At 38.6% G+C, this 25,566-nt stretch carries 20 protein-coding genes; 18 read left to right on the plus strand and 2 right to left on the minus strand.

The features are described 5' to 3' along the window. Positions 1–200 precede the first annotated feature (200 nt). The 17 genes from NSQ41_RS09260 to NSQ41_RS09340 all read left to right on the plus strand — a co-directional run bounded on the left by NSQ41_RS09260 (position 201) and on the right by NSQ41_RS09340 (position 22,001). Positions 201–476, plus strand: coding sequence for an autorepressor SdpR family transcription factor (locus NSQ41_RS09260; RefSeq protein WP_066250666.1), 276 nt, complete (start codon positions 201–203; stop codon positions 474–476). After that, positions 473–1,123, plus strand: coding sequence for an SdpI family protein (locus NSQ41_RS09265; protein ID WP_066250668.1), 651 nt, complete (start codon positions 473–475; stop codon positions 1,121–1,123). The genes NSQ41_RS09260 and NSQ41_RS09265 overlap by 4 nt, the downstream gene beginning before the upstream one ends. 487 nt (positions 1,124–1,610) lie before the next feature. Beyond that, positions 1,611–2,354 (plus strand): amidohydrolase family protein, encoded by a 744-nt coding sequence (locus NSQ41_RS09270; protein ID WP_144598021.1) that lies wholly within the window; start codon positions 1,611–1,613, stop codon positions 2,352–2,354. Between the two features lie 913 nt (positions 2,355–3,267). Continuing rightward, the gene (locus NSQ41_RS09275) at positions 3,268–4,227 is read left to right on the plus strand and encodes a bile acid:sodium symporter family protein (RefSeq protein WP_339211525.1); all 960 of its coding nucleotides are present in this window, start codon (positions 3,268–3,270) and stop codon (positions 4,225–4,227) included. 1,636 nt (positions 4,228–5,863) lie between these two features. Then, a complete protein-coding gene (locus tag NSQ41_RS09280; protein ID WP_339192811.1) occupies positions 5,864–6,091 on the plus strand; it encodes a hypothetical protein in 228 nt (75 codons plus the stop codon). Positions 6,092–6,104: 13 nt separating this feature from the next. Beyond that, the gene (locus NSQ41_RS09285) at positions 6,105–6,653 is read left to right on the plus strand and encodes an NERD domain-containing protein (protein WP_339192812.1); all 549 of its coding nucleotides are present in this window, start codon (positions 6,105–6,107) and stop codon (positions 6,651–6,653) included. 738 nt (positions 6,654–7,391) lie between these two features. Next, positions 7,392–8,966, plus strand: a complete 1,575-nt coding sequence (locus NSQ41_RS09290; protein WP_339192813.1) for a Vga family ABC-F type ribosomal protection protein — start codon at positions 7,392–7,394, stop codon at positions 8,964–8,966. Between the two features lie 905 nt (positions 8,967–9,871). Then, positions 9,872–10,792 (plus strand): putative RNA methyltransferase, encoded by a 921-nt coding sequence (locus NSQ41_RS09295; protein ID WP_339211528.1) that lies wholly within the window; start codon positions 9,872–9,874, stop codon positions 10,790–10,792. Beyond that, positions 10,773–12,236, plus strand: coding sequence for an ABC-F type ribosomal protection protein (gene abc-f, locus NSQ41_RS09300; RefSeq protein WP_339211530.1), 1,464 nt, complete (start codon positions 10,773–10,775; stop codon positions 12,234–12,236). Before NSQ41_RS09295 ends, abc-f begins: the two co-directional genes overlap by 20 nt. Before the next feature lie 1,230 nt (positions 12,237–13,466). Then, on the plus strand, positions 13,467–14,114 hold the full coding sequence (locus tag NSQ41_RS09305; protein WP_339192816.1) for a TetR/AcrR family transcriptional regulator: 648 nt from the start codon (positions 13,467–13,469) through the stop codon (positions 14,112–14,114). A gap of 92 nt (positions 14,115–14,206) precedes the next feature. Beyond that, positions 14,207–15,349: an acyl-CoA dehydrogenase gene (locus NSQ41_RS09310; protein ID WP_339211531.1), complete on the plus strand. Its 1,143-nt coding sequence runs from the start codon at positions 14,207–14,209 to the stop codon at positions 15,347–15,349. A gap of 53 nt (positions 15,350–15,402) precedes the next feature. Continuing rightward, positions 15,403–17,055 carry an AMP-binding protein gene (locus NSQ41_RS09315; RefSeq protein ID WP_339211533.1) on the plus strand — a complete coding sequence of 551 codons (1,653 nt, stop codon included), beginning with the start codon at positions 15,403–15,405 and terminating at the stop codon, positions 17,053–17,055. A gap of 10 nt (positions 17,056–17,065) precedes the next feature. Further along, the gene (locus NSQ41_RS09320) at positions 17,066–18,421 is read left to right on the plus strand and encodes an acetyl-CoA carboxylase biotin carboxylase subunit (protein ID WP_339211534.1); all 1,356 of its coding nucleotides are present in this window, start codon (positions 17,066–17,068) and stop codon (positions 18,419–18,421) included. A gap of 87 nt (positions 18,422–18,508) precedes the next feature. Then, positions 18,509–18,721, plus strand: a complete 213-nt coding sequence (locus NSQ41_RS09325; RefSeq protein WP_339211536.1) for an acetyl-CoA carboxylase biotin carboxyl carrier protein subunit — start codon at positions 18,509–18,511, stop codon at positions 18,719–18,721. A gap of 12 nt (positions 18,722–18,733) precedes the next feature. Continuing rightward, positions 18,734–19,642, plus strand: coding sequence for a hydroxymethylglutaryl-CoA lyase (locus NSQ41_RS09330; protein ID WP_339211537.1), 909 nt, complete (start codon positions 18,734–18,736; stop codon positions 19,640–19,642). Between the two features lie 17 nt (positions 19,643–19,659). Further along, positions 19,660–20,439 carry an enoyl-CoA hydratase gene (locus NSQ41_RS09335; RefSeq protein WP_063389474.1) on the plus strand — a complete coding sequence of 260 codons (780 nt, stop codon included), beginning with the start codon at positions 19,660–19,662 and terminating at the stop codon, positions 20,437–20,439. 14 nt (positions 20,440–20,453) lie between these two features. Then, positions 20,454–22,001: an acyl-CoA carboxylase subunit beta gene (locus NSQ41_RS09340; protein WP_339211539.1), complete on the plus strand. Its 1,548-nt coding sequence runs from the start codon at positions 20,454–20,456 to the stop codon at positions 21,999–22,001. A gap of 897 nt (positions 22,002–22,898) precedes the next feature. Here the strand turns inward: NSQ41_RS09340 and NSQ41_RS09345 are convergent. Together NSQ41_RS09345 and modB are read right to left on the minus strand one after the other, a co-directional pair. Beyond that, complete coding sequence (locus tag NSQ41_RS09345; protein ID WP_094245826.1) at positions 22,899–23,546, minus strand: ATP-binding cassette domain-containing protein; 648 nt, start codon at positions 23,544–23,546, stop codon at positions 22,899–22,901. 55 nt (positions 23,547–23,601) lie between these two features. Further along, positions 23,602–24,276, minus strand: coding sequence for a molybdate ABC transporter permease subunit (gene modB, locus NSQ41_RS09350; RefSeq protein WP_066250710.1), 675 nt, complete (start codon positions 24,274–24,276; stop codon positions 23,602–23,604). A gap of 303 nt (positions 24,277–24,579) precedes the next feature. Between modB and NSQ41_RS09355 the strand changes: the two genes are divergently transcribed. Next, on the plus strand, positions 24,580–25,527 hold the full coding sequence (locus tag NSQ41_RS09355; protein ID WP_339211540.1) for a helix-turn-helix transcriptional regulator: 948 nt from the start codon (positions 24,580–24,582) through the stop codon (positions 25,525–25,527). Positions 25,528–25,566: the final 39 nt, after the last annotated feature.

Below are 25,566 nucleotides of genomic sequence, written 5' to 3' on the forward strand. Positions count from 1 at the left end.
GTAGGCAAAAGCAGACGGTTCGATTTTTCAACGGCTTCGTTACTTAACCTGTTTTACGAACTCTTTGACAATTATCTGCAAATAGAATATTCTATAATTAGAAAAATATCTAAATATCTAATTTTTTTGTTTCATAATTAGATGATTTTCTAAATATCTAAATAGAATATTACTTATTTTTTTAAAAGGTGGTGCGTTCTTTGTTATTTAACGAAGCGTTTAAAGCCATTGCTGATCCCACTAGAAGAAAGATTCTTTCCTTGCTGAAAAATGGGGATTTAACCGCTGGTGAAATCGCTTCCCATTTTGATATGCAGAAACCGAGCGTGTCGCATCATTTAAAAATTTTAAAGCAAGCGGATTTGATTCAAGATCGACGCGTCGGACAGCATATTTATTATTCGTTAAACACAACCGTCTTTCAAGATTTAATGAGTTGGTTTTATAATTTTTTACAAAAGGAAGGGGATAAATGATGAGAACAAATCGCTTCGTGGTCATGTTGACGGTTTTTAGTTATTTGTTAAGTTTGATTGCGATCCCATATCTACCTGATGAAGTGGCCACTCATTGGAATACGGCTGGTGAAGCGGATGGGTACAGTAGCAAATGGTTTGGGGCGTTTAGTCTCCCTTTCGTTATGACTTCAATCGTATTGTTAATGACACTTTTACCAAAAATGGATCCGAAAAAAGCAAACTATGAAAAATTTAAAGGGAGCTATAACATAATAATCAACGTATTAGTGATCTTTTTTATCGCTCTTCATATCGTGACATTAGCCTATAACCTAGGGTTTCCTGTAGATGTGGATTTATTTGTGCCAATCGGACTCGGCCTATTATTCATTGTATTAGGAAACTACATGCCTAAACTCAAACATAACTACTTCGTTGGGATTCGTACACCTTGGACGATAGCGAATGAAACAGTTTGGAACAAGACGCATCGTATAGGCGGAAAAGTGTTTGTGTTCATGGGATTAGCATTAATATTGACGGTATTTATTGAAGGAATATGGGGTTTTATCTTGTTTTTAGCCATTACATTGATCGGGGTTGTATATTTGTTTGTTAAATCCTACCTATATTTCCAGGAAGAACAACGGAATGGTTTGCGGTAAGTGAGCAAAATGAAAGAATAGTATGTTCGTTTCTGGAACAACAGTCTTCTATTTTTTTAGCATGTATTTTGTATAATATTTACAAAAAAGATGTGAGAGAGACGATTTTGACTCGTCTTTTTCTTTCTTTTTTATCATGAATAGGTATAACGATACGATATTGGAACGAGATAGATGATTTTTTTTGTACTTTTAAAAAATCATAATAAAGAGAAAGTTTTAAAGTCAGTTTATACTGACGTTTTTTGCAGATTTGATATAAAGTTTGGTAGAAACTCTATTATAGAAGGTGATATAGAGCAATATTTATGCCATCTTTTTTTAACCGATATAATAAAAGCAAGAATATTCCGATATTAATTAAAAAAATACAGTAATAATTATAGGCATGATTATAATATTGAAATTTGTAATTAAGATTAAATGTTGGTTGGTTCAACCAAGATGAATCTTAAAATATATACATTCAATTGAATGGGGTAATCTGATGAAAATATTTGATGCGCATTTACATATTATTGATCCAAAGTTTCCATTATACGAAAATCAAGGCTTCTTGCCCGAGCCATTTACAACAGAGGATTATTTACAACATGTATATACAATTGATTTAGTAGGTGGAGCAATTGTTTCAGGCTCTTTTCAAAAGTTTGACCAAACATATTTGTTGGATGCATTACAAAAACTAGGGAAGAATTTTGTCGGTATAACACAGCTTCCATACGATACGTCCGACGAAGAAATTATTGAGCTAAATAAACACGGTGTCCGAGGACTGCGTTTTAATGTAAATCGCGGGGGTTCTGAGGACATTCGTCGATTAGATTATTTTGCTAAAAGAGTTTATGAGCTAGCTAATTGGCATACAGAATTGTATATTAATTCAAAAGAGCTGCCGGCTATCAAGCCAATTATCGCCCAACTTCCAGCAGTATCCATTGACCATTTAGGCTTGTCGAAGGAAGGATTTCCACATTTGCTTGCATTAGTTGAAATGGGTGTACGTGTAAAAGCAACAGGATTTGGACGAATTGATTTTGACCCGGTTGAAGCGATGAAAGATATCTATAAGGTGAATCCAGATGCCCTCATGTTTGGAACGGACCTGCCTTCTACAAGGGCAAAAAGACCATTCCGGTTTTCAGATATCGAATTAATCCAAGAGCATTTTGATGATAAAGCAGTTAAAAAAATCCTTTATCAAAATGCAATGGAATGGTACTGTAAATAAAGTAAAGTGGAATTAAGTACGAAAAAGGGAAATATAAAGCGAAAGTTTTCAAAAAAATTAAGCAAAGGAAACATTTAACGCCTTTTTATTGCATATTTATATTTTTATTCAAACAATGCATATACGACAAAATGGGATGTCTATTTAGATGGCATCCTCTTTTTTTGTTTTGGAGAAAATGGATTATGTCATGTTCTTCGCATGGAACTGTTTTCAACCTGCAGTTTTAAAAAAAAACAAATTGACTATCCAGTCAATTTTAATAACGAGATTTAACAAAAAATTGGATAAGGAAATTAAATGTAGTATAATGTAAAAAAATGTCTCGAGGATAATCAATGACTCTGGTCTCTCCCGTTTTTTATTTTTCCACAGTCAAGGAAACCAATCTGCAAGTAAACCGACGATCAGCGTGCAAAATGAAAATACTATATTTAATTAAAGGCGATCCAGCCAATTTGCGAATACGATAAATGCATTGATGTTCCCAAAATCGAAAACACTCAGGAACAACCGACTGCATGGCTTCATGTCAATTGACCGATACTGATTGCAATTAATATTGGATAGATCGTCGTATATACACGGGTACACTGGTCAACGTTTGTTTGCATCGTTTTCCTCTCCCAATAATTAATGAATAGTACATTATAATTCTTCTGGGTATTCCAGATGCCATTAAGAGCGTTAATCCTTATAAATCAACAATATGAATGAATTTCATCACTCTAAATCCTTGTACATCAAAAGTTTCAAAACAAAAAAGAGTGCCCACAAAATATAAATAAAAAAGGAAAACCATACTCTTTACAGGTTTTCGTTATATAGTAACCTATTATTTTTATAGTTGAAACTTTTTGAATATTAAATGTATAATAGCTTTTGTATTCATAAATTGGAAGGGGAAGAAATAATGGGGACTCTTGTCAAACTAAGCAATTTTGTCAGCAATACTTTTGCAATTTGGGTACTAGTATTTGCGGCATTAGCTTTTTTTGAGCCTAAAGCATTTACATGGATCGCCCCTTACATTGTGCCGTTACTAGGTATTGTCATGTTTGGAATGGGATTGACCTTGTCGGCCAACGATTTTAAGGAAGTATTCACTCGTCCGATAGAAGTGCTGATTGGGGTAATCGCCCAGTTTCTTATTATGCCGCTTTTGGCCTTTTTGCTCGCTACCTTATTACCTGTCTCACCTGAAGTAGCGATCGGCATCATTCTTGTTGGCTGCTGCCCTGGCGGAACGGCTTCCAATGTCATGACGTACTTAGCAAAAGGTGATACAGCGCTTTCGGTCGCTGTTACGTCCGTGTCAACCCTGCTTGCTCCCATTTTAACACCGTCCTTAATTTTGCTGCTTGCAGGGAAATGGCTGTCCGTTTCAGCCGGCGATCTTTTTTGGTCAATCGTGAAAGTTGTACTTATTCCTATTATTCTCGGACTGATTGTACAAATGTTGTTTAAAAAACAAGTAAAAGCAGCCGTTCAAATTCTTCCGCTCGTTTCCGTTATCGCTATCGTGGCTATCGTGGCTGCTGTCGTCGCTCAAAACCAGCAGGCTATCGCAAAAAGCGGGCTTCTTATTTTCCTTATCGTCGTTGCTCATAATGGGCTTGGATTGCTGCTCGGCTACTGGTTTGCGAAGCTGCTTAAAATGTCAGAGCCGAAACAAAAAGCGATTTCGATTGAGGTCGGCATGCAAAATTCCGGACTTGGAGCTGCGCTGGCGACTGCTCATTTTTCGCCTCTTGCCGCTGTTCCGAGCGCAATTTTCAGCGTTTGGCATAACATCTCTGGACCGATTGTGGCGACCTATTTCCGTAAAAAAAGCGAAAAGAAGGAAAACAATCAATCAACGATTACAACATAACATAGAAAAAAATATAAAGATTAGCAACACAGACCAAGGGCAAAGGTCTGTGCTGTTATTTTTTGTAGTAAAAAGTGGTCGTGACAGAGCCAGAACTATGAGAGTTCGTATTAAAAACTGGCCAACTTCACTGTCCTTATCAGAATCTGTTTTAAAATATTGGAACCATGAGATCGTGTATAAGAAAAGAGAATCGATAAGGTTTTGTGAAGATTTCTACAAATCATTGAAGAGGAATGAATAATTGGCAAAGTGTAATGGCATTCGTAGTTAGAATGGAAAAAATTTTTTGTCAATTCAGCTGTGAAATTTTCCATAATCACACACAGTTTGAAATATGGGCGCAGCTTATGACATTTTTATAAGGTGGCGTTTTCAATTTGCCGAATCATTCCACATGATTGTTCCAAAACGGCGTTGGCGAATTACGGCAGTGTGTAAAAGTCAATCCATTAAGACAGAAGCAGGTAAGTTTCTGCTTTTTTTAGTTTTATGACAATATTCGACAGCATTTTTTGTGTCTATTATGTATATTTTGGACTAGAAAGAGTCAATAGAATGAGGGAGAAAAGTCCTACTTGATTTTAAGCTTTGAAATTCAAAATGCATTACTACAAATTTGAACGCATGAGAAAAGCTGGGAAAGCTAATGAAGAAACGTTTATAAACATTTAATCAGTAAATTTCTGGAGGGTGCAATTTAAAAATGTGCAGCTACAAAATTTTTTTCGAGCAGATCATTCAAAACTGTATTAGTAAATTGACTTATTATCTATTACATTAACGATCATCATGGATACAGTGTTCGTTTTCAAAAAAAAAAGGGAGTGGGAAGTATTAAAAAAGATCTTTCATCGCTTAAGAAGGTTAACTTAAAATGATGAGAAAGCTTTTTGTTGCGATCACCGACGAATTACTAGTTGGCAAATTATAAGAATTAATGCTTCGGCTAAATGAATAAAGCTTGATTAGAGTTATATTTTTAACATTTGTCTTTTTGAGCTAAAACTAACATTATCATGAGTGTATTCGGCATTATCAGGACTTTTAGAAATAATTTTAGGTTTATATGAGTAAAAAAAGCGTTAATAGGTAAGACGATACCCTTTATAAATGTTTTTTGGCATTGGGAATCGCTTCAAGGTAACTGATTAAATATTCATTCGTATTTAGTGATTAATTGTGATAAAGATTAAAAATATAAATTTCAATAGCTTGGGAGGTTAATATGGGAGATGTTCAATCAAAAACAGTCAATGCTTTTTGTCTTTTCCTTGTAACGATTCACTTGCTTATTCTCTATTCGTTCTTTTTTTGACAGACAAATTAGATACTAGGCTTGGGCAAATGGGTTCTCTGATTACATTAGTTTTAGGAATAGTCTTTTGTTATCAGTCCTATAAAATTAAATCCCCGTTTAGATATATTTTGCTAATAACAACGGCTTTTGTATCAATTTTAGCAGTACTAGTATTGCTGATATTCTTAATTGCTTGTTTTTAAAAGAAGGATTATGCACTCCTTTATATTGTTTCAACAATTTATGCTGAAAAAAAACAATACGATAAGAATTGAAAGAAATCAATAAAGCAGTCTGCAACAGTATACAGTAGATGCAGCAAGGAAGGGGAATACAATGAATACGAATCTTTTCTATACATTCCTTCTTTTATTCTTGTTTGCCTTGTTAGCAAGATGGTTCAAATCGAAAGAAGCGGAATGGCTTGGATCGCTTGGAGAATATAAAGTCCGAAAAGAAATAAATAAGATAGAAGAATCGTCTGAAAAATACAAATCTTTTCATGACTTGTATATTCCGAAACAAGATGGCTCCAGCGCAAATAGATCATATTATTCTTTCTGATCATGGGTTGTACGTGATTGAAACCAAAAATTACAGCGGTTGGATTTTTGGTGATGAAACGTCAAAATATTGGACACAAGTCATTTACAAACGAAAAGAAAAATTTCTTAATCCAATTTTTCAAAATAAAGGTCATATCAAGGCGTTAAGAAACTGGCTTGGGGAGGAGTTTGCACATATACCAATTCACTCGGTCGTCGTGCTTCTGCCGCGGGCAAAGTTCAAATCAGAAGTTCATTTTTCCAATGCATACGTTATTTATCCAAAACAGCTGAAACAAGTGCTTGAGCAGCATAGAACAAGCGAGATCGACGGAGAAACAAAACAACAGTTGATTCGAAAATTAGAAACTGTCATTGTCAAGAACAAGCAGCAACAAAAAGAAATAAAAAAGCGGCATGTACAAACGATTCAAACAAAAAGAAAGCAGGAGGATCGATATATTCAGCAAAACCGCTGTCCGAAATGCGGCAGCGCTCTAGTAATCAAAAATGGAAAATATGGAAAATTTAAATGCTGCAGCACCTATCCCAAATGCAGGTTTACACAAAAGATTCGCTAATTTTCTCTGTTGTAGAATAATTGAGGGAGCAATTGTACTCCCATGAAATATGAGTTAAATTCCAACTTCTGTGTGTGAACTCGTTTTATGGTTGGCTAACGAAACAATTTTTTGCAAGGAGCAAAAAAGTTACATGTTATTAACATAAGAACTACCATTTAATCATTTACTCTCGTAAAGCTGCCCTTGCTGCATCCATATATTCAATCCTCTGCAGGCGCGATCATAAATCTTTTGTTGTTCATCAAATGCAGTTGGGACGTTTTCTAATCCCAAAAATACCTTGATACGTTTTATTATTGTTTCGTAATATTTAATTTTGTCAGGCTGTCGATGTGTAAACGTGACGAAACTCCTCGAATGCTATTTATGTATGAGTTGAATGTAAAAAATTTGTTCCATTAACAAAAATGTTTTTTATTTACAAATAACATTTGACAATTCTTAGTAAATCGTTTATAGTAAATTTAAACTTAAGATCGGAAGGGTGAACTGACCTAATGAAGTACTAATCCTATTTATGAAAGGTTACAATTGAAGGCTATGTTTAGCAGACAATCTCTGCTGTGTTTGCAATGACTTCAATTGTCGTTTTTTCAGAATAGGATTGGTCTTCTATAGGTGGATCTAAAAGAATAGTTTCTTTTTGGTGTGCCCCTAAATATTTATGCCTCCTATTCTGAATGTATATAGGAGGCATTTTTTTGTCTCCTAAGTTAGTACAAAGGAGATGTTCATATGCTCTTATTAGAAGCTCATCATATAAAGCACTATGTACAGGATCGTTTATTACTAGATGTGGATCGATTGGAAATCCATCAAAAAGATCGAATTGGATTAGTTGGTCGAAATGGAAGTGGGAAAACGACGTTACTTCATATTTTAGCTAAAAAAATTTCTTCAGAGGAAGGGAGCGTTATTCAACATACTCAATTTGAACTTTTGCCGCAGTTTAAACGAACAGATACAACAAAAAGCGGTGGTGAAGTGACGCAAGAATATATTCAAAAAGCTTTTGTGAAAGATCCAGAGCTTTTACTTGCAGACGAACCAACGACAAATCTCGATACAGACCATATTGAATGGTTAGAAAAGAAACTGAAAGAGTGGCAGGGGGCATTTATCATTGTTTCACATGATCGCGAATTTTTGGATACTCTTTGTACGACCATATGGGAAATCAATGAAGGAAAGATTAAGGAATATACAGGCAATTACAGCGATTATGTAAAACAAAAAGAAGTAGAGAGACGTCAAGAACAGTTAGCGTATGAAAAATACGAGAAAAAGAGAAAGCAGTTAGAAGAAGCATTAAAATTAAAAGAGAAAAAAGCGGAAAGAGCAACAAAGACTCCTAAAAAGGTAAGTAAATCAGAGGCGAAAATTACTGGAGCGAAGCCGTACTTTGCCAAAAAGCAAAAGAAGCTGCAAAAAACAGCGAAAGCCATTGAAACGAGATTAGAAAAACTTGAAAAGGTAGAAAAAGTGAAAGAACTCCCGCCGCTTAAGATGAACTTGCCGAATGCAGAAGCGTTTAAAAATCGAATTATCTTACGTGTAGAGGATGTAACAGGCAGGATTAGCGAACGTGTACTTTGGAGCAATGCAAGCTTCTATGTACGCGGTGGTGATAAATTAGCGATTATCGGTCCAAATGGAAGTGGAAAAACGACGCTTGTAAAAAAGATCATCAACGAAGAGCCTGGCATTACACTTTCCCCGGCTGTGAAAATGGGGTACTTTAGCCAAAATTTAAATATATTAGATGTGGAAAAATCTATTATTGAGAATGTCCAGTCTTCTTCTAAACAGAATGAAACACTTATTCGGACGGTTCTTGCGAGAATGCATTTCTTCAGAGATGATGTATATAAGCCAGTAGAGGTTTTGAGCGGCGGTGAGCGGGTAAAAGTTGCGCTGGCAAAACTATTTTTAAGTGATATCAATACGTTAATTTTAGATGAACCGACGAATTTTCTTGATACGGAATCTGTTGAAGCATTAGAGTCTCTTCTAAAAGAGTATGAAGGAAGCGTGATCTTCGTCTCCCACGATCGCCGATTCATTGAAAATATCGCTACACGAATTTTGGCAATACGTAATCAAAAGATTGCACTTTTTGAAGGAACCTATCAGCAATATAAACATGCTCAACTGCAAAAAACTCGAGACACTGCAAAAGAAAAACGTCTCTTACTCGAAACAAAAATATCAGAAGTACTAAGTCGCTTAAGTATCGAACCATCTAAAGAATTAGAAATGGAATTTCAAAAACTTTTACGAGAAAAAAGGGAATTGGACAAGTTTGAATAATTGCGAAGAATTCTTTTTTGAACCAAAGGTAATTTCGATGTATAGCTTTTATTTAAAGAGCAATACCAATATCGTCTTGGACAGTTGAGCAAAAAATACAGAAAAGATTTTACAGGAAGTGATGAAACTGCTTGGATCACGATCATTTAAAGCTTATAAAATGATCACGTGTATGTGTTAAGCACAAAATGCTGTCACAAACTTCAGGTATTATTGTTTTCTAAAGGGATCAGATGGTGGAGAATCAGGGAGATTAATGGACAGCTTCTTCAAGAAAATGTTGTATAAAAGCGGAATAATTGCTAGTTTTCTTTGACTTTTTCAGATAAGATCTCTATAATAATCGGTGTACTGAAAATTTAAAGGAGGATTATTAAAAAGTGTATTCTGTCAGATTGCGTTTCCCAGCTTTGAACTAAGTAATTAAATACGTTCAAAGGCTCTGCTTGTGAATGCAGAGTAATGGGAGCAGTCTGTCCTTTTTTAATAATCTTCATTTCATATAGAAAATATGTAATATGAAGACAGACGGGTCTCGTCTGTCTTTTTTATATATGTATAATTATCCTTCTTTTATTTAGCAAAAGGAAGGTTTATCCCGCTTTAACGGGCAATAAGTCCCCGCTTCAAGACTAAAGCTGAAATAATAAGTCTAAGTGGGGAATAACTGCCCGTAAAAGCCCGATTGGTTTAGCTAACCATCAGTGGGGATGAAGGCCGATTAAAAACGCAGCGTCATCATTTCTTCATCGGCACTAGCACATGTCGCCCACTGATGGAAGTTTCACTTTATTTGGTGACGGCTTCAAATAGCCCCGTAATTTAAATAAGGATGGGTCTTCTTCCCTTTACTCTGAATCACAGGCAGATCGCCTGTGTTTTTTATTTGGAAAGGGAGAGATCACATGACCAAAAAAATCAAAAGTGCAGAACTTGTTAGTGAATTTGTAGCGGCATTCAGATGTCCACTCTGTAAAAGTTCGATGAGGGTTGTTGATTTGAAAAGCCTAATATGCTCTAAAAATCATACTTTTGATTTCACTAAACAAGGATATGTAAACTTGATGACTCGTTCCTCTACTAGTCATTACAAGAAGGAATTGTTTGAAGCAAGACGCAAAATCATTATGGAAAGCGACTTATACACATTCGTGCATGAAGCGATTGCAAGGTCGATAAAGGAGTATATGGACGTTTCTTTTAAACCTTTAATGGTTGCAGATGTAGGGTGCGGAGAGGGCTCCCATTTACAAAGGATTTTGGACGAATGTAAGGTTTCGGCAATGACTGGGGTTGGTCTTGATATTTCAAAGGAAGGCATTGCCATGGCTGCGAAGAGATACGAAAACCAAATTTGGATGGTAGGCGACTTGGCAACATCACCGCTTGCGGATCAATCGTTTCATGTAATTCTAAATATCTTATCTCCTGCCAATTACAAAGAATTCAAGAGGATATTAGTCGAAGATGGACTTGTCATTAAAGTTATTCCTCGTCCTCATTATTTGAAAGAGCTGAGAGATGAACTATTTGATCATAACGAAAAAAAGTTCTATAAAAATGATCAAACAGTGTCGCTTTTCAAAAAACATCTCCATCTACTGGATGTGCAGCATTTATGTTACACAAAGAACCTTAATAAAGCTGATCTTAAACACTTGGTGCAAATGACCCCGCTAGCATGGTCTGCGGATAAAGGGCGTATTGATGCGTTTATAAATCGGGATTCGGCTGAGATCATGGTGGATTTGGAAATTTTAGTAGGCGTAAAGAAAACATCTGCAACAAGAATGGGGGCTGCGAATCATGGAAAAAGTATTGATTGAGTTAAATAATATTGAAGTTTCATTTTCCGGCCAACTTGTATTAAATATTCCTCGACTGGCCGTACACCAATTTGATCGTATCGGGATTGTCGGAAAAAACGGGGCCGGAAAGAGTACGTTGTTGAAGCTTTTGGCAGACCAAATTACGCCTGATAAAGGTCAAGTACATCGCTTTGCCGATTTTGCTTATTTTGATCAGCTGTCAAGACCGGTTCAACGTGAAATCGATTATAAATTGCTAGGAAGGTTGTCAATCCCGCAAACAGAAGTGAAAAATTTAAGCGGCGGAGAACAAACTCGTTTGAAATTAGCGGAAATTTTCTCCACCTATCATGAAGGTTTATTAATAGACGAGCCGACAACACACTTAGATGAGGACGGTGTGCAGTTTTTCATTGATGAGCTAAGTTATTACTATGGCGCGCTTGTTCTTGTAAGCCATGATCGCCATGTGCTGGATGAACTCGTTACAAAAATTTGGGAGGTAGAAGACGGGCGTGTAACGGAATATACGGGGAATTATTCAGACTACGCAGAACAAAAAAAGCTCGCTCGGAATAGAAAGCTTAAAGAGTACGAAAAATACGTGAAAGAAAAAACGCGTCTTTTAAAAGCGGCTGAGGAGAAAATGAAAAAGGCTGAAAAAATTACTCAGCCAAATAAACGTATGTCAAAAAAGGAAACAAAAGCAAAGGCAAATAAAATGTTTATGACGAAATCAAAGGATACAAGCCAAAAGGCGATTCAACGTGCAGCAAAAGCGATTGAGCAGCGTGCGGAGCAACTCGAAGCAGTAGAGGCGCCAAAAAAGGAACAAACCCTTTATTTTCCTCAGCCAGCTGCTCTCAAGCTGCACAATAAGTTTCCCATTATGGCGGATCGATTGACGCTTAAGGCAGGAAATAAAATTCTGCTTAAAGAAGCCAGTTTCCAATTCCCATTAGGGAGCACGATCGCTATCACGGGAAAAAATGGTTCAGGGAAAACAACACTCCTTCGTCATATCATCCAGCAAGGGGAAGGAATTATTCTTTCTCCGAAAGCTGTCATCGGATCATATAAACAAATGGGCTATCAATTTGAAAAGAACGAAACAGTAGTTTCATTTATGAAAGAACGAAGCGACTATCATGAAAGTAAGATTCGTGCAGTTCTGCACGCAATGAATTTTACAGGAAATGATTTAGAAAAGAACGTCCGCAATTTAAGCGGTGGCGAAGCTATCCGTCTAGTTTTGTGTCAACTATTTTTAGGAAGATACAATATACTGATTTTAGATGAACCGACCAATTTTTTGGATGTTTTTTGTATTGAAGCGTTAGAGCGTTTTTTAAAAGGATATGAAGGAACTGTTATCCTCGTATCGCATGATCGCATGTTTATTGATCGTGTCGCAGATCATATATATGTCATGGAAAACCAACAATTGAAGCTAAGAAACTGAAGCAGGGAAGACATTCCTGCTTCTTTTTTATAAGAATCCTTTTTAGGCGGGTGATTTTTTAATAAGAAATTGTATAGTGTGAACGCTTATTTTTTAAAAATAGAACTATGTGCTAAATGAACATTGAAATAAAATAATGAAAATAATTAAACAAGAAGGTAAAGGAAAAATGGAAGTTTAAGGAGAAGAAAAAGGATTAAAAACAGAGAATTCTTTAAAGGGCATCAAACAGAAGCATAATGGATGCTTTTCACTCTAGAGCAAACAATCAAAATAAATTTGCTATTTACTGATTGTTAAAGTTTTTAATAAAAATGTTATGTTAACTGTATGGTGAGTCGGGATACAACCAAAGATTCCAGCCCTTTGTTTCTTTGTGATACAGTTAGAAAAAAGAGGATGGGTGATTGGGAATCATTCATTTTTCCATTGGTCATGTTTGCTTTTCTTATTGCTTTTGCACGTGCAGTGTTCTTTGTAGTCAAATCATTAGTCATGAGAAAAGTTCAGCACAAATTGATAAGAAGCTGGATAGAATCATTGAACTGTTAGAGAAACAAAGCAAAGGATAACCTATTCTTTTAGACGGTTTAAGGAGGCCGTTTTACAACATAGAATTAGACAAAAACTAACCTAAAAACATTGTGTCTGAGGGGGAACGATTGCCTTCAGGGAGATTTCAAGAAGTACCTATTTATCCAACGGCACTCAAATGTATGCCGATCCTGCGGCACGAACATTGTATCTGTACCAATGGATGAAGATGGAATGAGAATTTATGAAACATGCGAACTTAGATTAATACATACTATTCCGGAATTTTTTTAAGTCAGGAAAGAAAAAAACAACTATTAACTCTTGTGCGAAGATATCAAACGATTGTTTTATAAGAGAGAAAAACAAACAAATCAAAGCAATATCTGTGTCTTCTTGATCAGTTCCTTACCTACAACATTCATCTGGCAACCCGATGTATCATGCCTTGATAGCGATGATTAGATTTAAAAAATCCTAAACGGTACTGCACAAGCAAACTAAGGAGTTCAGTAAACGCTTTTGAATAAAAAATCCTTCTGTACAAAAAAGAAAATACCCACAAAATTTTGACTCAATCTTATTAAACGAGGATTGACATTTGGGGCATTTATTACGTATTTTATAGATAACAGCTATAAAATATTTAACTTTTCTGAAAATTGTGTTAATATAAGCTGATGAAGGAGATTTTCTATGGCAAATAAAACTTTAAAAGAAAGAATTATCGATACGGCTCTGCATCTTTTTGAACAATACGGCTATCATGGGGTTACTGTCGATCGGATTGTCACAGAAATCAACGCATCAAAAGGCGGCTTTTATCATAATTTTAAATCAAAAGATGAACTTCTTTATCACATTCACGACGTGTTTATCACCTATGTGCTCAACAAGGCACAGGCGGCCTATGAAAACTACAAAACCCCAACAGAGCGTTTATGTGCTATTATTCAATCATTTGTAAAAGTATTTCATTTATATAAGCCGCATATAACGGTGTTTTATCAAGAAAGCAATTATTTAAAGCCGGAGTATGCACAAAAAATTAATGAAAAGCGTGATGAGTTTAAGCAGGTGATTTTTCGGGTCATTCGCGAAGGAATTGACGCAGGCGAGTTTCGCCCAGAGCTTTCAGTGGAAATTACAGGCATGACGATTATTGGCATGGTGAACTGGACGTATAAATGGTATAAGCCGGAAGGACCGATGACAATCGAGCAAATTGCCGACTATTTTATTGATTTTATTCTGCATTCTGTCCTTACAGAAAAGGCTAAGCAAAAGGCGGAAAATATCATTTATTTCATCAAAAGCAAGCAGACTTCGCTTCAATCATTTTAAAATTTAAAAAATGATTTTTGGTTAACGTAAATTTTTCGTAAAAAACCGACTAGTCGGTTTTAGAATAATATGTTAGAAATGGGGGAGAGAGCATGAATTTTGAACTTACAAAAGAGCAACAGATGATTAAAGAAATGGTAAGGGAGTTTGCTGAGAAGGAAATTGCACCAAACGCAGCGAAATGGGATGAAGAAGCCTATTTTTCCATCGGAATATTCAAAAAGATGGGGGAGCTAGGGCTATTGGGAATCCCGTTTCCAGAAGAATATGGCGGAGCTGGTGGCGATACGATTTCATATGCTGTTGCTGTAGAGGAAATTGGCCGCGCCTGTGGCGGAACAGGTCTTAGCTATGCTGCTGCTGTCTCATTAGGCGCAAGCCCTATTTACTATTTTGGTACAGAAGAGCAAAAGCAAAAGTGGCTTGTTCCGATGGCAAAAGGAGAGGCGTTGGGAGCGTTTGGGTTAACTGAACCGAATGCCGGTTCAGATGCTGGCGGAACCCGAACGAGAGCGGTGCTTGACGGAGATGAATATGTGATTAATGGAGAAAAATGCTGGATTACGAATGCAGGACATGCAAGACAAGTGATTGTCACCGCAGTGACCGGAAAGGATGACAAGGATAAAAACATCATTTCTGCTTTCATTGTTCCAACAGACGCTCCGGGATTTACGATTCAATGCAATTACGACAAAATGGGTGTCCGTGCCTCGAATACGTGCGAGCTTGTGCTTGAAAATGTACGCGTGCCGAAAGAGAACATATTAGGGGATCCGGCAAAGGGATTTAAGCAATTTTTATATACTCTTGATGGCGGTCGCATTTCGATTGCTGCTCTTGCTGTTGGCATCGCTCAAGCCGCGTTTGAGAAAGCGCTTCAATATGCGAAGGAACGGACACAATTTGGCCAATCCATTTCTAAATTCCAAGCGATTCAATTTAAGCTTGCCGATATGGCGATGGAAATCGAATTAGCCCGCAGCATGGTGTATAAAGCGGCCTGGCTAAAAGATCAAGGGAAACCGTTTACAAAAGAAGCCTCTTTCGCTAAACTGTTCGCTTCTGAAGCTGGCTTCCGCATATGTAATCAGGCAATTCAAATTCATGGAGGATACGGGTATATGAAAGAATATGGGGTCGAGCGCCATTTGCGCGATATTAAGCTCATGGAAATTGGTGAAGGCACATCAGAAATTCAGCGGCTCGTTATTGCCCGTCAGCTTGGATGTTAAAGTACAGAAAAATGGAGAGATGAAAATTTATTCAAACAAAGGAGGCGCATGTTATGGCGGAGATGTTAGAGGTAACGGTTGGCAAACTATTAGAAGAAAAAGCGAATGCTTATCCAGAGCATGAGGCTGTTGTGTATGCAGATCGCGGACTTAGAATGACATACAGGCAGTTTGATGAATATTGTCGTCTTGTTGCTCGAAGCTTAATGAAACTGGGCATTCAGTCAGGAGAGCATATTGCAATTTGGGCAACCAACACTCCTGAATGGCTGGCATGCCAGTTTGCTACAGGCAAAATGGGTGCTGTACTTGTGACGGTCAACACGAACTACCGTACAGCTGAATTAGAATACTTATTGAAGCAATCAGATTCCACGACCCTTCTTTTAATCGAACAATATCGCGATACCTCTTACATTGACACGATCTATGAGATTGCCCCGGAGCTGTACGAATGTCAGCCAGGACAGCTGAAGGCGAAGCGTCTTCCACGTCTAAAAAATGTCATCGTTTTTGGTGATAAGCGTTACCCTGGCACATATACATGGAATGATATTTTGGCGATGGCTCAAGATACCGCTGAAGAGGAACTCGATCAACGAATGAACTCCCTTGACCCGCATGATGTCATCAATATGCAATACACTTCAGGAACGACAGGCTTTCCAAAAGGAGTTATGCTCAGCCACTATAACATTATCAACAACGCCTACAATATTGCTCAATGCATGAAACTCACGAAAGATGATCGTTTATGTATTCCTGTGCCATTTTTTCACTGCTTTGGCTGCGTGCTAGGCGTCTTAGCATGCGTCTCTGTCGGCGCTACGATCGTACCAATACAAGAATTCAATGCTACCCAAGTGCTTCAAACGGTTCAAGACGAAAAATGCACCGCTTTACATGGTGTGCCGACCATGTTTATTGCTGAGTTGAACGATCCTGATTTCGAAAAATACGATCTGTCTTCATTGCGGACAGGAATTATGGCGGGATCAAATTGTCCAATTGAAGTAATGAAGTCGGTCATCGAAAAAATGGGAGCCAAAGAAATTACGATTGCTTATGGACAAACTGAATCTTCGCCTGTCATTACTCAGACGAGAACGGATGATCCTATTCATTTGCGCGTCGAGACAGTCGGGCGTGCTCTTCCAAACGTTGAAGTCAAAATAGTTGAACCAGGCACAAACAAGGAAGTACCGTGCGGTGTGCAAGGAGAGCTATGTACGCGAGGGTATCATGTCATGAAAGGATATTATAACAATCCGGAAGCGACGAAAGAAGCGATTGATGAGGAAGGATGGCTCCGTACAGGCGACTTAGCAATAATGGATGAAAATGGATATTACCGCATTACTGGAAGACTAAAGGATATGATCATCCGCGGCGGAGAAAACATTTATCCACGGGAAATTGAAGAATTTTTATATCAGCATCCGAAAATTCAAGATGTTCAAGTGGTCGGTGTACCTGATGAAAAATACGGAGAAGAAGTAATGGCGTGGATTATTTTAAAACCAGGGCAAACTGCGACGGCTGAAGAAGTTCAAGAATTTTGCCGCGGAAAAATATCGCGTCATAAAATCCCCCGTTATATTGAATTTACCGATTCGTATCCGATGACAGCATCCGGAAAAATTCAAAAATTTAAATTGCGCGAGCAGGCTAAACAAATTCTTAGTACAAAGACAACCCATGAATAGGAGGAGTTGCATGTTTAAAAAAGTGTTAGTGGCCAATAGGGGAGAAATTGCAGCTCGAGTCATTCGAACGTGCCGGCGGTTAGGAATTCAGACAGTAGCCATATACTCAGAAGCAGATGCTGATTCGCTCCATGTAAAATGGGCAAACGAAGCTTATTTAATTGGAAAGCCGCATGTCAGTGAAAGTTATTTGAATATTGACAAAATCATTGAGGTTGCAAAAGCGACGAAAGCGGAAGCGATTCATCCAGGATATGGTCTCTTGTCGGAAAACCCGACATTTGCGCACCGTTGTGAAGAGGAAGGAATTGTATTTATCGGACCGAATGCTGATGTTATTGCGAAAATGGGAAGTAAGATTGAGTCGCGGAAAACAATGTCAGAAGCAGGCGTGCCGATCGTCCCCGGCATCTCCTTTCCGCTTCAAAATGTCGAGGAAGCAGCAAGCACAGCAGCGACGATCGGTTATCCTATTATGTTAAAGGCGTCTTGCGGCGGTGGCGGTATCGGAATGCAAATCGTCCATAATGAAGAGGAATTGCACAAAGTGTTTGAAGGCAACCAAAAGCGGGCGACTTCTTTCTTCGGCGATGGGGCGATGTATTTGGAAAAGTATATTCAGAATCCGCGCCATATTGAAGTTCAGCTTCTTGCTGACCACTACGGGAATTATGTGTATTTATGGGAACGTGAATGTTCGATTCAGCGGCGTCACCAAAAGGTGATTGAAGAAGCTCCTTCTCTGTTTTTAGATGAGCAAACAAGAAAAAGAATGGGGGAGACAGCCATTCAAGCTGCCCAATATATCGGTTATACAAATGCAGGAACGATTGAATTTCTTGTTGATGAACAGAAAAACTTCTACTTTCTTGAAATGAATACGCGTCTTCAGGTAGAGCATCCAGTAACTGAGGAGATCACCGGTCTGGATCTTGTCGAAGAGCAGCTGCGCATCGCTGCTGGGGAAAAGCTGGGCTATAGCCAAGATCACATCCAGCGTCAAGGGCATGCCATCGAGGTGCGGATTTACGCAGAGGATCCAAAAACATTTTTTCCATCCCCCGGAACCATTACTGCGCTTCAATTACCGGAGGGAGAGCGTATTCGCAATGAAACAGCGGTTCAAAGCGGAATGGTCGTAACGCCGTTTTATGATCCAATGATTGCTAAATTAATTGTAAAAGGCGAAAACCGAAAGGAAGCGATTAATCGCATGCTGCAAGCGCTTGGCAGCTATCAAATTGAAGGAATTAAAACAAACATTCCAATGCTAAAAGAAGTGTTGGCACACCCAGAATTTCAAGCGGGACATACAACAACCGATTTTGTAAATCGGTATTTAAGCAGCGTTTCTATCAAAAAATAAGATGTTGATCAAGTCTTCCACTTTTCTTGATTAGAGAGTGGAAGACCTTCAATCTGCAAGTTCAGGAAATGGAGGAGTAAAAAAAAGATGAATCAGATTGTTGCAATAATGGCAGGGAATGTATGGAAAGTTATTGTTTCTGTCGGAGAAAAAATTGAGAAAGGGCAAGATGTCGTGATTTTAGAATCAATGAAAATGGAAATTCCTATTGCTGCAGAAGCAAACGGAATCATTAAAGAAATTCATGTGAGGGAAGGCGATTTTGTCAATGAAGGCGACATTTTGCTTGAATTTGAATAAGAGGTGAGGCGCGTGGGCAACTGGCCTAAACACGTTACGATTAAAGAGGTAGGGCCTCGTGATGGGCTGCAAAATGAAAAGACAGCCATTGCGACTGAAGATAAAATTGCTTGGATCAATCAGCTTTCCAAAACAGGGTTGACGTACATTGAAATAACATCATTTGTTCATCCAAAATGGATTCCGCAGCTAGCCGATGCGTTGGATGTTGCAGCAGGAATTGAACGAGTTCCTGGTGTTACTTACGCAGCGCTTGTTCCGAATCAAAAAGGGCTTGAAAATGCTTTGACGACTCAAGTTGATGAAATCTCTGTATTTATGTCTGCAAGCGAGACGCATAATCAAAAAAATATTAATAAATCAATCTCAGATACCTATCCTGTCTTAACAGCTGTTGTTCAGGAGGCAAAGCGTGCTAAGAAAACCGTTCGCGGCTATCTTTCAACGGTTTTTGGTTGCCCTTATGAGGGGGAAGTTTCCATTGAGCAGGTAGCTGCTATATCAGAGCGGTTGTTTGAAATGGGAGTGGATGAGCTTTCTTTAGGTGATACGATCGGTGTTGCTACCCCTCGCCAAGTGGAAGCTGTGCTCAACTCGCTTCTAAAGAGATTCCCGAAAGAAAAGCTATCCATGCATTTTCACGATACAAGGGGAACAGCCTTAGCCAATGTGCTGCTTTCATTAGAAATGGGGATTACGACTTTTGACAGCTCGCTTGGTGGACTGGGCGGCTGTCCGTATGCACCGGGAGCTTCCGGAAACGTAGCGACTGATGATTTATTATATATGCTTCATGGCATGGATATTGCTACAGGCATTGATGCTGGGCGGTTAACGGAGGCAGCGCTATTTATTCAAAATAAAATCGGTCGAGCGCTCAATAGCCATTATTTGCAAACCGTTGATCCTTGTTTGTCCTAATAAAGGAGAGTGATTAAATGGAATCTTCTATTCTCTATGAGGCGGCGAATGGAGTGGCAGTGCTAACTTTGCATCGCCCGCAAGCAGTCAACGCTTTGTCTACAGCGCTGTTAATGGAGCTGAAGCAAAAGCTTGGGCAATTAAGGTTTGATCGCTCAATCCGTTGTGTGATCGTAACAGGAAGTGGAAAAAAAGCATTTTGTGCTGGTGCTGACTTAAAAGAACGTGCTAGTATGACTGAAACAGAAGTGAGAAAAACCGTTGCGCTGATTCGCGAGACGATCAATGAATTTGAACAGCTTCCAGCACCAACTATTTGCGCGATTAATGGCGTTGCATTTGGCGGAGGCCTCGAATTGGCGTTAGCTTGCGATATCCGTATTGCCTCTGATCATGCTCAGCTTGGATTAACCGAAACGGCGCTTGGGATTATTCCAGGTGCTGGCGGAACTCAGCGTCTCCCGCGTTTAATCGGAAAAGGCAAAGCAAAGGAGCTCATTTTTACGGCTAAACGGCTAACGGCAGCGGAAGCAGCCAGCATCGGAATAGTAGAATATGTTGTGCCGTATGAGCAGTTAATGGAAAAGGCCAACGAACTTGCCGGACAAATAATTCAAAATGCGCCGATTGCTGTTGCCCAAGCTAAAATAGCCATTAATCGAGGTCTGGAAGTCGATTTATATACAGGTTTGAAGCTGGAGCAGATGGCTTATGAGATGACAATTCCAACGAAGGATCGTTTAGAAGGGCTGCAAGCCTTTAAAGAAAAGCGGAAGCCTGTTTATAAAGGAGAGTAAAGGAGGAAGTGCAAGTGATCAACGAGCAAGCAAAAACATTGACCGAGAAATTGGCGGAACAAGTCGAAAAAATTGAACAAGGCGGCGCATTAAAGTACCATCAAAAAAATGCGGAGAAAGGCAAGCTATTCGTACGAGATCGTCTAAAGCTGTTATTTGAAGAGGGAATGCAATTTGAGGATGCTTTATTTGCCAATTGTCTTGCTGACGGTCTGCCAGCTGATGGCGTGGTAACAGGGACCGGAAAAATCAACGGGCAAACCGTATGTGTAATGGCCAATGATTCAACGGTAAAGGCGGGATCGTGGGGATCACGGACCGTAGAAAAAATCATTCGTATCCAAGAAACCGCAGAAAAGCTTCGGTGTCCGATGCTTTATTTAGTAGACTCGGCTGGAGCGCGGATTACGGATCAAGTCGAAATGTTTCCTGGTCGCCGCGGGGCAGGGCGCATTTTTTACAATCAAGTAAAGCTTTCTGGAAAAGTGCCGCAAATATGCTTATTATTTGGACCATCGGCGGCCGGCGGTGCTTATATTCCAGCTTTTTGCGATATCGTCATTATGGTCGAAGGAAACGCTTCGATGTATTTAGGATCGCCGCGAATGGCCGAGATGGTGATTGGCGAAAAAGTGACGCTTGAAGAGATGGGTGGAGCACGAATGCATTGCAGTGTCTCTGGGTGTGGAGATGTACTTGTGAAAACAGAAGAAGAAGCCATTCAGTTTGCACGCAAGTACTTATCTTATTTTCCAGCCAATTTCGCTGAAAAACCGCCGATTGTCGAAGCAAAACCAGCGAAGAGCTTTGAAAAAACGATTGAGGACATTTTACCTCTGAATCAAAATGCGCCGTTTAATATGTATGACTTGATCGAGCGTTTTATTGATGAAGGCTCTTTTTGCGAAATCAAAAAGCTGTTTGCACCTGAATTGATTACAGGACTTGCTCGCTTGAATGGACAGCCAATCGGTATCCTTGCTAACCAGCCGCGCATCAAAGGCGGTGTCCTATTCCATGATTCGGCTGATAAAGCAGCCAAATTTATTACTTTATGTGATGCCTTCCATATCCCGCTTTTATTTTTAGCCGATATTCCAGGATTTATGATCGGCACAAAAGTGGAAAGGGCAGGAATTATCCGCCATGGAGCGAAAATGATTTCAGCGATGTCAGAAGCAACAGTTCCGAAAATTTCTATTATTGTGCGAAAAGCGTATGGGGCAGGTCTTTATGCGATGGCTGGCCCGGCCTTTGAACCGGATTGCTGCTTAGCGTTTCCTAATGCGCAAATTGCCGTGATGGGACCAGAAGCAGCGATTAATGCAGTCTATGCCAATAAAATTGCTGAGCTTCCTAAAGAAGAACAGGCAGCCTTTATTGAACAAAAACGGGAGGAGTATCGCCGCGATATTGATATTTATCGTTTAGCCTCAGAGATGGTGATAGATGGAATTATCGCTCCAAACCAGCTTCGCGAAGAATTGATTCGTCGCTTTGATGCCTATATGTCGAAATATATCGTCTTTTCGGAAAGAAAGCATGGAGTATATCCGGTGTAATAAAAAAGGTTCTTTGTCAAATATTGGGGTTCAGGCTACCGCGCTTCGCTTGGTGGCCTTTTCTTCTGAAAAAGGGGTACCTCCCTTTCTAGAAGAAAAGGTAGCGCTAGCCTATATGTCCCTCAATTCTTTTATACTTGTGGATTCATAGTATTTTTGAGCAAAACGGGTAAAATTCTTATATCCATAGGCATTTCGTTTTCATACCTTTAAATTGTTGATTCCTTGCATTGGCGCTTTTGATGCTGGAAGATACGCCTACTTCCGCACGGACAACCATGTCACAGGCATGTTGTGATTTTTGATACAATCCAGCTTTCAAGCATGTAAACAGCTTGAGATCCGTTGCTTCTCAAAGAGGCCGTAACCGGTCCGCGCTGCTGAATTTAGAAAGCGAACTAACGCGAGTGACGATATCCAATGGGTCGAGGGCGCTGCAGAATAATTTTTCCCCTGTGCCAAGCTCTCAACCTGAAAGCCAGTCTTTTCCGGAAACGGTTGAGCTTAATTCTAATGCACCATAAGCTCAACCCAATGCCATCCCTGTCGGCGGACAAATGAATGAGACGAGAGCTGTAATTTGTCCCCAGAATTCTTTGTTCAACTGTCCGTCATTGATCCTTTTGCATTAAAAATTATAGATTTTATCAATAAAAAGCATCGTTTTACATATTTTCACGAGCAAGAATTATGCCGTTTTGCAGAGGCACAATGTTACAAGCGAGAGACGTACCCAGTAAAAATAGAACTATGTGCTAAATGAACAATATAAAAATAAATTTAATTTACTGTTTTTAAGGAAGTAAACACAAAATCTGAAAAAGGGGAATGCTATAAACCCCCTTTTTCCTCATAATTTGCTATAATTGATGTTAGCTTAAAGAGTAAGTCTGTCAATTAACTCTGAATAAGATTCGCGTTCATTTCACTGTCACGAATTTTTCCTTCGTGTAAATATAAAATTCGATTCCCCAATTTTTTTGCTTCCTCAAGATGATGGGTGACTAATATAATGGGAATGCGCCAAAGCTTATGGATACGTAATAACTCTTCATGACCTTTTACACGTGTTTGATTATCTAATGCAGAAAAAGGTTCATCTAAAAGCAAGGCATCCGGCTCGGTTGCAATGGCTCGTGCAATGGCGACCCGTTGTTTTTCGCCGCCTGAAATTTCAGACGGATATTTATCTCTAAGGTGTTCAATTCGCAGCTCTTTCATTAAATTTTTGACAAAGCTTTCATTTTGCATGCCATAAGCAATGTTTTTCCAAACAGTCATATGGGGAAAAAGCGCATAATCTTGAAATACATAGCCGATGTTTCTTTTTTGAATAGGAACAAATACTTTCTTATTTTCAAATAAAATGGTGTCGTTTAATCGGATGATGCCAGCAGCAGGTTTGCTTATCCCAGCAATACAATTTAAGATTGTCGTTTTTCCGGAGCCGGAGGGGCCAAAAAGGACAACAATCTCATTGGCCACTGAAAATTTTACATCTAATTCAAAATGGGATAGTCTTTTTTGGATTTCAACGATAAGCATAAGAAAAAACTCCTTTAAGTAAGCGACAAATAAGCTCTAAAAATTTTTGAACTTACTATTTTTGTACATGTCTCATCATATTCCTTTTGCTCCACCAATTTAGCCATAAAATAGCGCTAAAGCCGAGGGCAACGATAATGATCACCCAAAATTTTGCCGCTTCCAAATTACCTGACTCCACCGCAAAATAAATGGCTAGAGGAATAGTGTCGGTGACATTCGGAATGTAGCCGGCGAGCATGAGAGTGGCACCAAACTCTCCTAACGCTCGTGCAAAGGATAAAACTAAGCCAGCTAACAGTCCTGGCCATGCCAGTGGAAAAGATATCGTCCAAAACACTCTCCATTTCGATGCCCCCATTGTATATGCAGCATTTTCAATATTTGGGTCATACTGCCGAAACGCTGCAGATGCACTTTGATACATTAAAGGAAAAGACACGACGACTGCTGCGATCACAACAGCATACCAAGTGAAAACAATTTGGAAATCAAACCAATCGAGCAGTAATCGACCAATAAAACCGTTTTTACCAAATATATATAATAAACCAAAGCCTACAACTGTAGGCGGAAGCACGAGTGGCAGCAAAATAATCGCTTCTATAACACTTTTCCCTCGAAAGGAATTACGACTAATCAATCGTGCCAACACAACCCCAGTAACAAATACGATAAACGTGGCGATTGTTGCCGTTTTTAAAGAGAGTATAAGCGGCGAGTAATTCATACTTGTCGTTCACCTTTTCATAAAGTTTCATCATTTTTCGTTATAAATGGTTATAATTATTTTAAACTTTGGAGTAAAGGAAATGGTAAAACAAGAAGTTGAGTCATTTCCATTGAAAAAGAGCGAAACAAAACATGATATAATCAAGATTAGATATAAACTACATAGCCATCTTCTTGTTAAGAAAATAATTAATTTTATTTATATTTAAATATAAATCATTGATACAGAAGTTATCAATACATTATATCAAATTACATTTAATTACTTATAACGAATTTTTTTATGAAGGAGCAAGTAGGTATGGAAAAAAATCTTTCTTATACAACCGAGGAAGTGGCAAACATATTAAAGGTTTCAAAATTAACCGTATATGATTTAGTGAAAAAAGGGTTATTACCTGCTTATCGTGTCGGACGACAAATGCGAATTGATCCTTCCGATCTAGAAGAGTATATAAAAAAGTCAAAAGAAGAACTGCAGCCAAGCTCCGTACAGTCATCAAAAAAAGAAGCATCGATTGAAACTCAAGGGTATTTGCAACCTAGACAATTAATTATAAGCGGCCAGGATATGAGCTTAGATATTTTGGCGAACTACTTAGAAAAATCCTCGAAAAGGTTTCGGCCACTTCGTTCTTATGTTGGAAGCTTAGAAAGCCTAATTTCAATGTATCAAGGATATTCAGACATTGTCAGTACACACTTAATCGAAGGAATTTCAGGTGAATATAATGTTCCGTATATCAATAAGGTACTAGTGAATTTTCAGTATATCGTGATTCATTTACTAACAAGGAAGGCAGGCTTTTACGTCAAAAAGGGAAACCCGTTGAATATTAAGCATTGGGAAGATTTAAGAAGAAAAAATATAAAAATTGTGAACCGGGAAAAAGGTGCGGGTGCTCGTGTTTTACTAGATGAATGTTTGAGAAAGTATCGCATACCTGTTTCTGAAATTAACGGCTATGACAATGAGGTAACCAATCACGTAAGTGTCGCAAGTGCTGTCGCTAAAGGGGATGCAGATGTCGGGGTAGGAATTGAAAGAGGGGCTAACCTAGTTAAAGATGTCGATTTCATTCCGTTAGTTAATGAAAAGTACGATTTGGTTATTTTAAAGAACGATGAGAATAGAGAGTTAATTAGTCAAGTCCTGCAAATTTTAAGATCGGTTCACTTTCAAAACGATTTAAAAGCACTAGGAGGCTATGATTTATCACAAACCGGGCAAGTCGTTTATGAAAGCTGAAATGGATCCAGCTAAAAGCCAGGGGTTTCTCTTAAAAAC

It is taken from the genome of Aeribacillus sp. FSL K6-8210, from assembly GCF_037963925.1.
GTDB lineage: Bacteria > Bacillota > Bacilli > Bacillales > Aeribacillaceae > Aeribacillus > Aeribacillus composti.